The sequence below is a fragment of the Mycolicibacterium austroafricanum genome, from assembly GCF_000612725.1.
Lineage (GTDB): Bacteria > Actinomycetota > Actinomycetes > Mycobacteriales > Mycobacteriaceae > Mycobacterium > Mycobacterium austroafricanum.
On sequence record NZ_HG964450.1, the window covers coordinates 459796 to 473428 of the forward strand.

The window sequence follows — 13633 nt, forward strand, 5'->3', positions numbered from 1 at the left end:
GTCAGCCAACAGTCAGTCCCCTCTCGGCTCAGCCGACTTCTTCCCAATTGTCGGCTCAGCCGACTTCTGCCCAATTGTCGGCTCAGCCGACTTCTTCCCAATTGTCGGCTCAGCCGACGCCCGCGTACGAGTGCAGGCCCACAGTGACCAGGTTGATGAAGAACAGGTTGAACACCATCGCGACGAACCCGGCGATGTTGATCCAGGCCGCCTTCTTGTCACGCCAGCCCGCGGTCGACCGGGCGTGCAGGTACGCCGCGTAGATGACCCAGGCGATGAACGACACCGTCTCCTTGGGGTCCCAGCCCCAGTACCTGCCCCACGCCTCCTCGGCCCAGATGGCGCCGAAGATGACCCCGAAGCCGAACACCGGGAACGCGAAGATCGTTGTGCGGTAGGCAATTCTGTCGAGGGTCTGGGCATCGGGCAGCTTGGCCACGATGCGCCCGATCGCGTCGGTGCGGCCGGGATCGCCGAGCCGGGACATCTTCAGCAGGAACAGGATGCTGGCGACACCGCCCACCAGGAACACCCCGGAGCCGAGGCTGACCACCGACACGTGGATCGGCAGCCAGTAGGACTGCAGCGCGGGCATCACCGGCGCGGCGTGCGAGTACAGCCATTTACCCGAGACGGTCAACAGGATGAGAACCGGGACCAGGACGAACACCCACAGCGAGCGGTATTGCGGACGGCGCAGCACCCAGGCCGCGGCCACCAGCCCGCAGAAGCTCGTCAGGTTGATGAACTCGTACATGTTGCCCCACGGCACCCGTGAAGTGGACAGCCCACGCAGCACGATGCAGGCCGCGAGCAACAGGATGCCGACGTAGATCAGCGCGACGCCCGCGGCGCCCATCCGCTCGTCGAACGGGCGTCGCGGCGCCTCGACGACGACGCCGGGGGCAGCACTGTCGCGTGAGACGCCCGCGCCGCCGGCGGTGACCAGCTCACGGTCGTCCGCCTTGCGGCTGCGGTTGTAGGCCAGTTCGACGGCGAGCAGCAGCAGCGCCGCCACCAGCACCAGCACCGACGACGTGAACGCCCAGTCGGAGTACCGGGCCAGGCCGATGTCGATGGTCGTGCTCATGAATGATCCGCTTTCTTCTGTTCCTGCAGCGGCGTGGTCGTCCCGATATCGGCGAGAAGCCGCGCCGTGAGCCGTTCGAACTCGTCGCCCCACCCAGAGTTGTCGGTGCGGGCCAAGCCGCCCAGCTCGACGTTCACCGTACCCGCCGCTCCGGGCGCCAGCCGGACCCAGACGCGTCGGCGCCGTACCACCAGCGACACCAGCAGCCCGCCCATCATCGTCATCGAGAACACCAGCACCCAGATCTGGGCCGGGTCGTGGGAGACCTGCAGGTTGACGAACGGCACCGCGCCGTCGAACCGGACGACGGTACCGTCCTCGAGCCGGGTGTCCTCACCCGCCTTCAGGTTGACCCGCGCCATCTTGGTCAAGCGGCCCTGGCCGATCATCCGCTCGTCGAGGGTGAACAACGACTGCGGCCGCCCGGTGTCCAGGCCGGTGTCGCCCTTGTAGATGTCGATGGCGACGGCCGGGTCGTTCATCTCGGGAAAGCTCGACGACAACAGGGTGCCGTGAAGCTGGGCCGTCGGGGCGAACAGCCCCTGGATCGCGATCTGGTTGCGGCGGCGCTCCCGCTCGTCGGTGTATGTACCGCCGGGCGGGTCGAAGCGCATCGCCCCCGACGACAGGAACGTGATCTGGTCCTCGGGCCGCCACTGCAGCGTCTGGGTGCGAGTCTGCCCGTCCGGGAACGTCACCGTGAACGTCGGGGCGTAACCGTGGCCCTGCAGGTAGACGCGGTCGCCGCCGACCCGTAGCGGCTCGTTGACCTTCAACAGGTAGGGCCGCCAGGTACCGGAGGTCAGGTCGTCGCCGGCCTGATAGTCGATGTTGGCCGCGAAACCGACCGCCTGACCGTTCTCCAGATAGGTGGCCGTGAAGTCGTTGACCCGTACGCACATCGGATACAGCGAGGTGCCGTCGACGGTGTTGCCCGCGCGGAACGAGTCGAACGCCGCCGGGGAGGCAGAGCAGAAGCCGGGTCCGCCGTCGGCCACCACGATCACGTTGCCCTCGTAGCTGAACATCTTGCCCGCTGCGATCGCCACGAGCAGGCCGAGCAACGAGAAGTGGAAGACAATGTTGCCGAACTCGCGCAGATAGCCCTTCTCGGCCGAAACCTCGACACCGCCGTCGCGGCGGGTGGTCCGGCGCCAGCCGCGCAGCCGCTCGTCGACGGCCGCCGCCACGGCGGCGACGTCGGTGCCGGCCACCTCGGCGCTGTGGTATTTGGGCAGCCTGCTCAGGTTGCGCGGCGCCGGCACGGGGGTGGCGCGCAGGCTGCGGACGTGCTCGACCATGCGTGGAGTCAGACACCCCACCAGCGAGACGAACAGCAGCACGTAGATCGCGGTGAACCAGAAACTGGAGAACACGTCGAAGGCCTGCAGCCGGTCCAGCCACGGACCCAGCGTCGGGTGCTCGGCGATGTACTGGGCGACCTTGGACTCGTTGAGGCTGCGCTGCGGCAGCAACGCGCCCGGGATCGCCGCCAGCGCGAGCAGGAACAGCAGCACCAGCGCCGTACCCATCGACGTCAACGTCCGCCAGGTGTTGCGGATCAGCGCGAGCAGACGCGAAATCGCACGTTTGGGGTTCTTGGGACGCAAGTTCGTGTCTTCTCGCGCAGCGGAGGTGACCATCAGATCGGGAGCCTGACGTCGCTGACGAACGCGTCACGGATCCAGGACACGAACTCGTTCCACAGACCGGTGACCAGCGCGGCACCCACCAGGATCATCAGCACGCCGCCGAGCACCTGGATGGTGCGGGTGTGCCGGCGCAGCCAGCCCAGCCCGGCGACGGCGCGTGCCGATCCGAAAGCGAGCAGCACGAACGGGATTCCCAGCCCGAGGCAGTACGCGATGACGAGCACCACGCCGCGCGCGACGTTGCTGCCCTCGGTCGCCGAGGCCACCGCGATCACACCTGTCAGCGTCGGGCCGAGGCACGGTGTCCAGCCCAGCGCGAACACCGCACCCAGCAGCGGCGCGCCGCCCAGCGTGGAGATCTGCCGCGGTGTGAACCGGGTGTCTCGCTGCAGCACCGGGACCAGACCGATGAACACCAGGCCCATCAGGATCGTGACCACGCCGCCGAGGCGTTGCAGCAGAAGCTGATTGGTGATCAACGCCGTCGTCATGCCCAGCACCGCGACGGTGCCGAGCAGGAACACCACGGTGAAGCCGGCGACGAACAGCCCCGCCGCGCCTGCCACCCGCAGCCGGGCTCCCTTGACGGCGACGGCCGCAGAACCGGCGGCGCCCTGGTCGACGCCGACCACCGCCGCGAGGTAGGACAGGTAGCCGGGCACCAGCGGGATCACGCACGGCGACGCGAACGACACCAGACCGGCGAGCGCGGCGAGGCCCATCGCCAGCAGCAGTGGGCCGGTCGTGGTCAGCTGGTCGATCTGATCGAGGGTCATCGTTCGGCCGCCAGCCGTTCGACGACCGGTTGCAGATCCTCGGCAAGCAACTCGCGCAGGAACACCGCGGCCACCCGATGCTCACGGTCCAGCACCACCGTCGACGGGATCACCGTGGTCGGGTAGCGCCCACCGAACGCGATCATCGTGCGCATCGGCGGGTCGTAGATGGACGGAAACGTGACGCCGCGGTCGATGATGAAGTCGCGCGGCGCGTCGATGTTGTTGTCGCGCACGTCGATCCCCAGAAACGCCACACCCTGGCCCCTGGTCGCCTCATAGACCTGCTGCAGTTGGGTGATCTCGGTGCGGCACGGACCGCACCACTGGCCCCACACGTTGACGACGACCACCTTGCCGGCGAAGTCCTCCAGCGAGATCGTCCTGTCGGTGTCCATCAGGTCCGGTCCCGACAGCGGCCCGGGGGTGCCCCGCTTTTCCGGCGGGTCGTAGAAGATGTCGGTCTGCCCGCCCGGGGCGACGAACTCGAACGAGCCACCCTGGGCGACGACGTCACTGCCGGTGGCGCACCCGGCGAGCACAGCGGTGGCCGCGCACGCTGCGAACAGCGCACGCATCAGGGCCACCACCCGGCTCACTGCCCGGCCAACTCCGAATATCCCCAGCCGACACAGGTCTCGTCGTGAAAGTAGAACGACGTCACCGACGCGAGGTTGCACATCCTCTTGGTCGGGAAGTGGTGCAGCGGCCGGTCGGTCATTGCGCGGCGCAACGTCTCCACCGGCAGCTGGTGGCTGACGCACACCGCCTCGTGTCCGTCGGCGGCCTCGCGGGCCCGCGCCACCGCGCGCTTCATACGGGCCGCGATCTCGGCATAGGGCTCACCCCAGGAAGGCCGCCGCGGGTTGCGCAGATGCCACCAGTTGCGCGGGTCGCGCAGCGCCCCGTCACCCGGCGAAACACGCTGGCCCTGAAAGACATTCGTCGACTCGATCAATTCGTCGTCGACGTCGACGATCAGGCCGTGCCTGGCCGCGATCGGGGCGGCGGTCTCCTGGGCCCGCTCCAACGGAGAGGCGACGACATGGATGATGTCGCGGGCCGCCAACCACTCGGCGACGGCGTGGGCCTGCGCCTGGCCCCGCTCCGAAAGGTGGTAGTCCGCCAGCCTGCCGTAGAGGATCTTCTCAGGGTTGTGCACCTCACCGTGACGCATCACGTGCACGACTGTTTTCATGCCGTCGCCTGCGCGGCCGCACGGGCCGCACCCGGCAGGGCGGCGGCGATCTTGTCGAACGCACCGTCATCGAGAGCCGTTGAGACGAACCAGCATTCGTAGGCGCTCGGCGGCGGGTAGACGCCCGCGTCGAGCAGGCCGTGGAAGAACGCCGGGAAACGCCACGTCTCAGTGGCTCGCGCGGCGGCGAAGTCGGTCACGGGTTCGGCGCCGAAGAACACGCTGAACATGTTGCCGGCGCGTGGAATCTGATGCGCGACACCGGCTTCGGTCAACGCGTCGCTGATCAGGCCGACCAGCCGGTCGGTGTTGGCGTCCAGCGCGGCGTAGGCGGTGTCGTCGGCGGCCCGCAGCGTCGCCAGTCCGGCCGCCATCGCGACCGGGTTTCCGGACAGCGTGCCGGCCTGATACACCGGGCCCAGCGGGGCCAGCCGGTTCATCACCTCGGCCCGGCCGCCGAACGCCGCGGCGGGCAGCCCGCCGCTCATCACCTTGCCGAACGTGAACAGATCGGCGTCCACCGGATCGACGCCGTACCAGCCGGCGCGGCTGACCCGGAAGCCGGTCATCACCTCGTCGAGGATGAGCAGGGCACCGTGCGCGGCGGTGATGCGGCGCAGCTCGGCGTTGAAGCCGGGCAGCGGCGGGACGACGCCCATGTTGCCGGGGCTGGCCTCGGTGATCACGCAGGCGATCTCGTCACCGAAGCGGCCGAACACCTCCTCGACCGCGGGCACGTTGTTGTACGGCAGCACGATGGTGTCGGCGGCGGCCGCGCCCGTCACCCCCGGCGACGACGGCAGTCCGAGCGTGGCGACCCCGGAGCCGGCGTCGGCGAGCAGGGCGTCGCTGTGGCCGTGGTAGCAGCCGGAGAACTTGACGATCTTGGCGCGGCCGGTGAATCCGCGGGCCAGCCGGATCGCGCTCATGGTGGCCTCGGTGCCGGAGTTCACCAGCCGGATCAGCTCGACCGGTGCGACCCGGTCGATGATCTCGTGGGCCAGCTCGGACTCCGACGGGGTCGGGGCGCCGAACGACAGCCCGTCGGCGGCCACCCGCTGCACCGCCTCGACGACGGCGGGGTGCGCATGACCGAGGATCATCGGGCCCCAGGAGCACACCAGGTCGACGTAGCGGTTGCCGTCGGCGTCGGTCAGCCAGCACCCCTTGGCCGAGGTGATGAACCGCGGCGTGCCGCCCACGGAACTGAAGGCCCGCACCGGCGAGTTGACCCCGCCGGGGATGACCGAGGCCGCGTCGGCGAACAACTTCGCGGACAGGTCGGTACTGCTCATGCCGACCAGTGTCCCAGCCGGGCCGAAATCGTCCAACTACAGGGTGTAGTGGTTACGTTTTCTGCGTGAGCTGGAACACCGGGTGGTCGGTGTCAGAGGGCAATCGGCGCCAATAACTGTCCACCGCCTTGCCCGCCAGCGGGCGGTAGGCAGCGATGATCGGCGCCCGCTGGTCGACGGGGATCTCGGTCGCGACGTAGCCGGTGTGACCGACTTCGACGTTCGGATCGGCCCGGACATTCTTGACCCAGTCCGACTCACCCCTTGTGGACACCAGGTACCTGACCCCGTCGACCGCGGGCACCACGACGGGGATGCGTTGCGGCCGTCCGCTACGGCGCCCGTGGACAGTCAGTGTCTCTCCCATCCCGACGCGCATGGCGATCCGATTGAAGATCCGCCTCGTGAACCATGGCGGCTTGAGGTAGGCCACGACCTGAAGTGTCCTCGCTTCGGTCGAGCCTCCGCAATGGCCAGTAGCCGAGTCGGTGCCCGCCGCAGCGGCCCACCGCCACCGCCGGGCCCATGACCTGCCGGTATTGCTGGTCGAACGCGGGCGGCAGAGGGTTGAGGGGTACCAGATGGTCATGCCGGCGGCGGATCGTGGTGACCCCCCGGGTCGCCCGGTGACTCAGGCCGGCTGCACCTGGGTCATCGGCTTCTCGCAGCAGACCTCGCGGTGCTCCATGTCGGGCGAACACGGACACGCCTTCTCGTAGACGAGCACCGCACCGCACTCCTTGCACTCGTACCGATCTCCGACGCTTCTGGGCATCTGGCACCTCCGTGAGTGTTGCGTTTCGATTGACGGGTCAATCCGACCACCGTGGCCTCCACGCCGGAAGGGCCGAAATACCTCTGCGGCCAAGCCGGGTTCGCGTAGTCGACTACTCGTTACACCCGGCGACGGCCGGCGCACCATCACTGCACAGCCCGACGGTTCTTGGGTTCGGTAGCCGTCGCGATGGGCTGTGCTGCTCACAGCGGCCGCGCGAGGGTGTGGCCTCACGAAGGGAGAACCCATCATGAACACCATCTCTCGGCTGGCGACCGCCGTGGCCGTCTCGGGCGGACTGTGCCTGGCAGGCGTGGCGCTGGGTTCGGGTTCGGCCCAGGCAGACACCTGGTGCCCCGGTGACTACCTGTTCACCGGGATGCCGAACTGGGACATGACCGTCTGTCACGAGTACTACTGGGCGCACAAGTACGACCTCAACGCGCCCACCACGCTGTTCATCGAGGGCGTGCCGCCCGGGCCGCCGGTGCCGGGGTTCTGCGGCCGGGACCTTTTCACCGGTCGACCTCTGCCCTGCTGAGGCCGCCGACGGATCGGCTCAGCCATGTCGAGGTGACTCGGGAACTTTGCCCGCCGGTGGTGCGACTACCTACCCATGCCGGTTCTGGTGGAGGGACACATATGACCACACTTCGGCAGTTGGGCACGTTGGAGCGCTCGGTGATGGACCACCTCTGGGCGGTGGACTCGCCACAGACCGTGCGCCAGGTGCACCATTCCCTCTGCGCTCAGCGCACTCTGGCGTACACCACCGTCACGACTGTGCTGCGGCGGCTGGCAGGCAAGAACATCGTCCTACAGATGCGCGATGGCAGGACTCATCGGTACGTCGCCGCCCGTAGCCGCGACGAGCTCGTGGCTACGCTCATGATCGACGCGCTTGCGCAGGTCGACCACGGCGACAGGCAGTCCGCGCTCGCACACTTCGTGGCGCAGGTGGGTGCGGACGAGAAGCAGGCAATTCGTCGCGCACTCGCCGCAGCAGAGCCCAGCCCCATCGACAGCCCCTGTCGCACAAGCATTTTCACGTCTTTACGCAGCGCCTGATCGGGGTTGGCGCCCGCGCGGTGGTCAGCCGGCGCCGGGGTCATGTCAACGAGCGGGCCTGTCATCGACGTCACGTCGCGGATGAGGGAAGATGCTGCCATGGACTGTGAGGTGGCACGTGAGGCGCTCTCGGCGCGGATCGACGGTGAGCGTGAGCCGGTGCCCTCAGCGCGAGTCGACGAGCATCTGCGCGAATGCCGGTCCTGCGCCGAGTGGTACCGGATCGCTCGGCAGCAATCACAATTGTTGCAGACCTTGGCCGGCCCCGGCCCCGCGGGACGTGATCTCGGTGAGCGGGAGGTGCCGGATCGACGTCCCGGGGTGCACGGCGGCGTGCGCTACGCACTGGTGGCCGTCGGTGTCATCCAGTTGAGTCTGGCGCTCGTGCAGGCCCTCGGCGTCGACTTCGGCCTGATCACTCCGCATCACGGGATGGCAGGCGGAGCGCACCTGCTGAACGAATCGACAGCGTGGTCGGCCGCGTTGGGGGTCACGTTGATCGCCGCTGCGGCGCGTCCCGTCTTCGCGCCGGGCGCGGCGATGGCGGCGGGTGCGTACGCCGCAGCCCTGGGGTACTACGTGGCGATCGATTCGATGACCGGACACGTCACGGCCGCGCGGGTGGCCACCCACATCCCGGTGGTGTTGGGCGCGGCTCTCGCCTTCTTGCTCTGGCGCGGATCCCGCCCGCACCGGCGCCACCGCGACGCGAGGACGGCGTCACCCGACCCCGGTGCGGGCGTCAGTCACCCCGATCCACTCGGGGAGCGCCGACGCAGGAAACTCGGCACCCAAGACAACTCGGCAGCCTGAGACTCACAGCATGACGGCGAACATGATCGCCATCCCCGCAGCCGCCGCCGCCTGGCAGAGTATTCCGAAAAGCGACGGCGTCATCGCTGCGGTGCCGGCGCGGCGGGTCACGAAGTACCGGTAGATCCAGTACACCGCAGCCACCGCAAAGCCCACCGTCCAGAGCCAGTTCACGGCGGATATGTATCCGGGCTCGGAGATGTCGTGTGAGCCCGCCACTTCCACCGCAGGCATCTCCTGTCCACCCCCGCCGTGCCCGGCGTGGCCCCCGTGTCCGCTGTGGCCGCCCGCGGCGTCGGTCTGGCCCGATCCGCGCCCGGGCAGAATCGACCCGTTCATCACCGCATACATCCACGACATCGCCAGCATCATCACCGCGTGATAGCCGTTGGCGAGCCGGCCCGCTGTGCTGGTGGCCACCAGGGCCGCGACAGCGACGAACCACGCGGTGGCGGCCAGGAACACCACCATGGGTCCGGTGGTCGGCAGGGCCGCTCCGCGCGGCCACGCCATCACCGCCATCGCTACGGCCATGAGTAGGTGCAGGCCGTGCCCGATCGCCTCGGCCCGGTGGTGCCGGGCGACAATCAGCGTGACCAGGCATTCGACCGCGCTCACGGCGAACAGGACCGTCACCACCCAGCGCAGAGTGAGGTCGGCGATCACGCTGCAGTCGGCTCGTCGACGGGTGGATGGGTCACGGTTCTCCGGTTTCGCTGTCTGGCTGAAGTCTGTCTTCGCATATCCATAGTCGGGCAGGCACTCGGCGAAGTTCCCGGCTACGACGCGCGGTCGTAGACTCGCAGGCGGTCGGTCTTCGATCGGCTGTCAGCGAAAGGCCGACATGAGCATCACGGCAACGGAGCACGCATCCCGTCTGGGTGATCGATGGATGGTCCCCGCCCTGGGAATCGCGGCGCTCGTCACCGCGACATTCGTCGCGATCTACGCGACGTCATCCGGTCGAGCGCGGTTCGATGCGGCCGGACTGCCGTTTCCCGGTGCCGCCATGAACGTCGCAGAGTACGTCGGCTATTTCGCGGCCACGCTCGTCGCCGCGGTCAGCGTGGGGTTGTTGATCTCCATCATCGCGACGGCGGAACCCGACGACCACGGCCGGATTGATCCATCGGCATACCGACTGCATGTGTGGTTGGAGCGGACTGCGATCTCATGGTGCGTGCTTGCCGTGGCGATGGTGGTGGTGGACGCCGCCAACTCGGCCGGCGCGACAGCCGGCCGGGTGATCACTGAGGGCGCGCTCGGGGACGCGCTTGCCGCGTCGGAGTCGGCACGCGGGTGGGGTGCGGCGGCGATCGCTGCCGCGGTAGTGGCGGTCGGCGTTCGCTTCACGCTGCGCTGGTTCGGGCACTGTCTGCTGCTGATTCCCGCTTTGATCGCCCTGATCGCGGTGCCGGTCACGGGTAACGCGGGTGAGGGGCCTGATCACGACGTGGCGACCGGCGCCGCCATGGTGTTCGCCGTGGCGATCGCGGTTCTGTTGGGGGTCAAGGTGGCCGCGGCGGTCAACCCTGCCACGCCCACGCGCCTACATCGTCGGGTGCAGATCCTGTGTGTCGCGGCAGGGGCCGCCGCGATGCTCTACGGGGCCACTCTGGCCGGTGTGATGGTGCGCGGGACGTCGGTGTGGGCCACCGACTATGGCCGCATCGCCCTGACAGTCGGGGCGATGCTCGGGATCCTCTGGCTCGCCGATTCGGTTCTGCTGGCGATGCACCGCCGCACCCCTTCCTGGGCCATGGCGGTGGGTGCGCTCGCGATGGTGGGCATCGTCGGCGGCCTGTCGGTGATGGCAGTGCAGCCGGCGCCGCGATTCCTCGTCGAGACGTTCACCACCTGGGACGTTTTTCTGGGCTACGAGCTGCCCGGGCCACCGACCGTGCCGAACTTCGTGACGTACTGGCGGTTCGATCCGCTGTTCGGGGTAGCGGCGGGCGGGCTGCTACTGGCGTACGTCATCGGTGTCATCCGGTTACGTCGCCGTGGCGATTCCTGGCCCGTCGGGCGCACCGTGGCCTGGACGGTGGGCACACTCGCCCTGCTGGTCGCCACCAGTTCCGGGGTGCGCGCCTACGGGTCCGCCATGTTCAGCGTGCACATGGGCGAGCACATGGCGCTCAACATGTTCATCCCGGTCCTGCTCGTGCTCGGCGCACCGGTCACGTTGGCATTGCGGGCGTTGCCCTCCGCTCCCGCGGGTCAGCCGCCCGGACCCCGGGAATGGGTTCTGTGGTTGGTCCATTCACCGGCGACGAGGTTCCTGGCTCACCCGGTGGTCGCCTTCGTGCTTTTCGTCGGCTCGCTGTATCTGGTGTACTTCACCCCGCTGTTCGACACGTTGGTGCGTTACCACTGGGGCCACGAGCTGATGACCCTGCACTTCCTGCTCGTCGGCTATCTGTACTACTGGGGCATCGTCGGCGTGGATCCAGGGCCCAAGCGCCTGCCGTTCCTGGGCAGGCTGGGCCTGCTGTTCGCGGTGATGCCGTTCCACGCGTTTTTCGGCATCGCCACGATGACCATGACGACTGCGCTCGGGGGCACATTCTACGGGCATCTGGCGCTCCCGTGGGTGGCCGACCTGACCGAAGATCAGTACGTTGGTGGCGCAATCGCCTGGGGGGCAAGCGAATTGCCGGTGATCATCGTCGTCGTGGCGCTGGTGACGCAGTGGGCGCGACAGGATCGCCGCGCCGGAGCCCGACACGACCGGCACGCCGACAGCGGCTACGACGACGACTTGGACTCCTACAACGCGATGCTCAGAGAACTGGCGCGCTCCCGCAGGTAAGTCCCGGCCACATCGACGAAGATCGTTACGGGCCCTTCGGGATTAGTCGCAGCAGACCGAAGGGAAGTTCCCGCACTGATCTCCAGTTGCGTGACTCAGTGTGTCTGTGCCACCGTGCCTTTCGAATCCGGGCTGCAACCGACCGAAGGCTACGATGTCGATCACCGAAACCGAGCACACCGCCAGCTCTCGATCCGAGGCGCGCAGCACATTCCACTCGTTCTTCGTGCGGCTGCATTTCTATGCCGGCGTCTTCCTCGGCCCGTTTCTGTTGATCGCGACCGTCAGTGGCGGGCTGTACGCGATCGCCCCCACGCTCGAGCAGTGGGTCTACCGCGACTACCTGCACGTGGAGAGCCCGGGTACTTCACTTCCGCTGGCGGACCAAGTGCTTGCCGCGCAGCAGGTTCGGCCGGAGCTGACCGTGGCCGCGGTGCGTCCGGCCGTCGACCCGGGCGAGACGACGCGGGTGATGTTCACCGATCCGTCGCTCGGCCCCTCCGAGCGGCACGCGGTGTTCGTCGACCCGGTCTCCGCGGAGTCCCTCGGCGAACTCACCGTGTACGGCAGCAGCGGAGCCCTGCCGCTGCGCACGTGGATCAGCCAGCTTCACCGGAGCCTGCACCTGGGGGACCCCGGCCGGGTGTACAGCGAGCTCGCGGCGTCGTGGTTGTGGATCATCGCCCTCGGCGGGGTGTACCTCTGGGTCGGCCGGTACCGCCGGATGCGCGCGCAGGGCTCCACCCAGGCGCGGCTGCTGACCGCCGACCGCACAGCCACCGGCAGACGCCGGACCTTGAGTTGGCATGGTGCGGTGGGCATCTGGATTGCCGCCGGGTTGCTCTTTCTGTCTGCGACAGGTCTGACGTGGTCGATGTACGCCGGAGCCAACATCACCGAGCTACGCTCGGCACTGTCCTGGACCACTCCCAGCGTGTCCAAGAAGTTGCCGGGCAACGCCGAGGACGGCACGGACGCCGGTCCAGGCCACGATGGGCACGATCACGGCGCGGCCCAAACTCCTGATCCTGTTGCACCTCCGCAACCTCGGGTGGGCGACCTCGACCGGGTGCTGGCATCGGCCCGGGCCGCCGGGATCGACGGGAAGGTGGAGGTGTCGATCCCCTCGGACGCCACCACTGCATTCACCGTCATGCAGACCCGCCAGCCCTGGGTGATGTCCAACAACGCGGTCGCGGTGGACGGCGCCACCGGGGCGATCACCGACGTGATCTGGTTCGCCGACTGGCCGCTGGCGGCGAAGTTGGCAGCGTGGGGCATCCAGTTGCACATGGGTCTGCTCTTCGGTCTCGTCAATCAGCTTGCGCTGGTTGCCCTCGCGATCGCACTGGTGACCGTGATCGTCCGCGGCTACCTGATGTGGTGGCGGCGCAGGCCGACGCGGGGCGGCGCCGCGATGGGACGGGCACCCCGGCGCGGGGCGCTGTCGACCCTGTCTCCAGGTGCCGCGGTGGTCGTCGTGCTCGCTTGGGTGACGATCGGGTGGTTTGTGCCGTTGCTGGGCCTGAGTCTGGTGATGTTCGTGGCGGTGGACGCCGCGGTCGGCGCCGTCCAGAACCGCCGGCACCGCGGCGCACCGTCGAACGACACCCCGAGGGCGTGATCTCGGGTCCGGCGTCGACGGCCGTGGAACTCCGGTCGGGCGGCCGACGACCAATACAGCGATGCACAGTCGACATTCCTCAGTAGAAGAAACCCTGCGCGCGATCGAGCACCGCGTGGTGAACGACGTGTGGATCGGCCGGACCAAGGGGACAGTCGGCGCGGCCTTGACCGCGGTTCTCGGCGCGACATCGGTGGCAGGTGTCGCCCTTGCTGAGCACGGCGGCCACCGCGTCGCTTTGGCAGCCCATGGCCTTGGCCTTCTTGCGGCGCTGAGTTCGGTTGCCGCCCTGTGTATTCGGCGATTCACCTGGAGCTGCGCCGCAGCCCAGCTCTGCGCTGTCGCCACCGTCGTCGCCGTCGGCGCGTTCTGGTGGTATCGCACCGGAACCACCGGCGCACCGTGGTCCACGACAGTTGCCTGCGTGGCGGCCGGACCGCTGACAGTCGGGTGGATCGGCGTGCTGATCACGCCGCTGGAACTGTCACAGCCGGATATGCGGGCTTACGCGCGCGCCGAGCACTGAAACC

The 13633-nt window shown here is 68.3% G+C and carries 15 protein-coding genes; 6 read left to right on the plus strand and 9 right to left on the minus strand.

The features are described 5' to 3' along the window. Positions 1-109: 109 nt before the first annotated feature. From ccsB to BN976_RS34015, 8 genes are all read right to left on the minus strand, one after another. Positions 110-1090, minus strand: coding sequence for a c-type cytochrome biogenesis protein CcsB (gene ccsB, locus BN976_RS02205; protein ID WP_036367579.1), 981 nt, complete (start codon positions 1088-1090; stop codon positions 110-112). Then, complete coding sequence (gene resB / locus BN976_RS02210) at positions 1087-2733, minus strand: cytochrome c biogenesis protein ResB (RefSeq protein WP_036367581.1); 1647 nt, start codon at positions 2731-2733, stop codon at positions 1087-1089. Before resB ends, ccsB begins: the two co-directional genes overlap by 4 nt. Beyond that, the gene (locus BN976_RS02215; protein ID WP_036367583.1) at positions 2733-3518 is read right to left on the minus strand and encodes a cytochrome c biogenesis CcdA family protein; all 786 of its coding nucleotides are present in this window, start codon (positions 3516-3518) and stop codon (positions 2733-2735) included. The genes resB and BN976_RS02215 overlap by 1 nt, the downstream gene beginning before the upstream one ends. After that, positions 3515-4117, minus strand: a complete 603-nt coding sequence (locus BN976_RS02220) for a TlpA disulfide reductase family protein (RefSeq protein WP_036367585.1) — start codon at positions 4115-4117, stop codon at positions 3515-3517. The genes BN976_RS02215 and BN976_RS02220 overlap by 4 nt, the downstream gene beginning before the upstream one ends. Further along, complete coding sequence (locus tag BN976_RS02225; protein ID WP_036367587.1) at positions 4114-4716, minus strand: histidine phosphatase family protein; 603 nt, start codon at positions 4714-4716, stop codon at positions 4114-4116. Before BN976_RS02225 ends, BN976_RS02220 begins: the two co-directional genes overlap by 4 nt. Further along, positions 4713-6011 carry a glutamate-1-semialdehyde 2,1-aminomutase gene (gene hemL, locus BN976_RS02230; protein ID WP_036367589.1) on the minus strand — a complete coding sequence of 433 codons (1299 nt, stop codon included), beginning with the start codon at positions 6009-6011 and terminating at the stop codon, positions 4713-4715. Before hemL ends, BN976_RS02225 begins: the two co-directional genes overlap by 4 nt. Positions 6012-6063: 52 nt before the next feature. After that, the gene (locus BN976_RS02235; protein WP_036367591.1) at positions 6064-6444 is read right to left on the minus strand and encodes a nitroreductase/quinone reductase family protein; all 381 of its coding nucleotides are present in this window, start codon (positions 6442-6444) and stop codon (positions 6064-6066) included. 198 nt (positions 6445-6642) lie between these two features. After that, positions 6643-6786 carry a hypothetical protein gene (locus BN976_RS34015; RefSeq protein ID WP_199558878.1) on the minus strand — a complete coding sequence of 48 codons (144 nt, stop codon included), beginning with the start codon at positions 6784-6786 and terminating at the stop codon, positions 6643-6645. A gap of 250 nt (positions 6787-7036) precedes the next feature. Between BN976_RS34015 and BN976_RS02240 the strand changes: the two genes are divergently transcribed. From BN976_RS02240 to BN976_RS02250, 3 genes are all read left to right on the plus strand, one after another. Next, on the plus strand, positions 7037-7327 hold the full coding sequence (locus tag BN976_RS02240; protein ID WP_145977902.1) for a hypothetical protein: 291 nt from the start codon (positions 7037-7039) through the stop codon (positions 7325-7327). A gap of 101 nt (positions 7328-7428) precedes the next feature. Continuing rightward, positions 7429-7854, plus strand: coding sequence for a BlaI/MecI/CopY family transcriptional regulator (locus tag BN976_RS02245; RefSeq protein WP_036367595.1), 426 nt, complete (start codon positions 7429-7431; stop codon positions 7852-7854). Positions 7855-7953: 99 nt separating this feature from the next. After that, positions 7954-8667 (plus strand): zf-HC2 domain-containing protein, encoded by a 714-nt coding sequence (locus BN976_RS02250; RefSeq protein WP_051558256.1) that lies wholly within the window; start codon positions 7954-7956, stop codon positions 8665-8667. Between the two features lie 3 nt (positions 8668-8670). Here BN976_RS02250 and BN976_RS02255 read toward each other — a convergent pair whose 3' ends face one another. Continuing rightward, positions 8671-9333, minus strand: coding sequence for a DUF5134 domain-containing protein (locus tag BN976_RS02255; protein WP_036367597.1), 663 nt, complete (start codon positions 9331-9333; stop codon positions 8671-8673). 178 nt (positions 9334-9511) lie between these two features. Here BN976_RS02255 and BN976_RS02260 point away from each other — a divergent pair, with 178 nt between their 5' ends. The 3 genes from BN976_RS02260 (at position 9512) to BN976_RS02270 (ending at position 13629) form a co-directional block, all read left to right on the plus strand. Continuing rightward, on the plus strand, positions 9512-11479 hold the full coding sequence (locus tag BN976_RS02260) for a cytochrome c oxidase assembly protein (protein WP_036367599.1): 1968 nt from the start codon (positions 9512-9514) through the stop codon (positions 11477-11479). 154 nt (positions 11480-11633) lie between these two features. After that, positions 11634-13103: a PepSY-associated TM helix domain-containing protein gene (locus BN976_RS02265; RefSeq protein ID WP_036367601.1), complete on the plus strand. Its 1470-nt coding sequence runs from the start codon at positions 11634-11636 to the stop codon at positions 13101-13103. Positions 13104-13164: 61 nt separating this feature from the next. Then, positions 13165-13629 (plus strand): hypothetical protein, encoded by a 465-nt coding sequence (locus BN976_RS02270; protein WP_036367603.1) that lies wholly within the window; start codon positions 13165-13167, stop codon positions 13627-13629. The last annotated feature ends 4 nt before the right edge of the window (positions 13630-13633 follow it).

Bases quoted from the DNA above. Each gene is read 5' to 3' on its own strand.
- BN976_RS02265 (WP_036367601.1), top strand. From the start codon at position 11,634: ATGTCGATCACCGAAACCGAGCACACCGCCAGCTCTCGATCCGAGGCG.
- resB (WP_036367581.1), bottom strand. From the start codon at position 2,733: ATGGTCACCTCCGCTGCGCGAGAAGACACGAACTTGCGTCCCAAGAAC.
- BN976_RS02215 (WP_036367583.1), bottom strand. From the start codon at position 3,518: ATGACCCTCGATCAGATCGACCAGCTGACCACGACCGGCCCACTGCTG.
- BN976_RS02270 (WP_036367603.1), top strand. From the start codon at position 13,165: ATGCACAGTCGACATTCCTCAGTAGAAGAAACCCTGCGCGCGATCGAG.
- hemL (WP_036367589.1), bottom strand. From the start codon at position 6,011: ATGAGCAGTACCGACCTGTCCGCGAAGTTGTTCGCCGACGCGGCCTCG.
- BN976_RS02250 (WP_051558256.1), top strand. From the start codon at position 7,954: ATGGACTGTGAGGTGGCACGTGAGGCGCTCTCGGCGCGGATCGACGGT.
- BN976_RS02225 (WP_036367587.1), bottom strand. From the start codon at position 4,716: ATGAAAACAGTCGTGCACGTGATGCGTCACGGTGAGGTGCACAACCCT.
- ccsB (WP_036367579.1), bottom strand. From the start codon at position 1,090: ATGAGCACGACCATCGACATCGGCCTGGCCCGGTACTCCGACTGGGCG.
- BN976_RS34015 (WP_199558878.1), bottom strand. From the start codon at position 6,786: ATGCCCAGAAGCGTCGGAGATCGGTACGAGTGCAAGGAGTGCGGTGCG.
- BN976_RS02245 (WP_036367595.1), top strand. From the start codon at position 7,429: ATGACCACACTTCGGCAGTTGGGCACGTTGGAGCGCTCGGTGATGGAC.
- BN976_RS02260 (WP_036367599.1), top strand. From the start codon at position 9,512: ATGAGCATCACGGCAACGGAGCACGCATCCCGTCTGGGTGATCGATGG.
- BN976_RS02240 (WP_145977902.1), top strand. From the start codon at position 7,037: ATGAACACCATCTCTCGGCTGGCGACCGCCGTGGCCGTCTCGGGCGGA.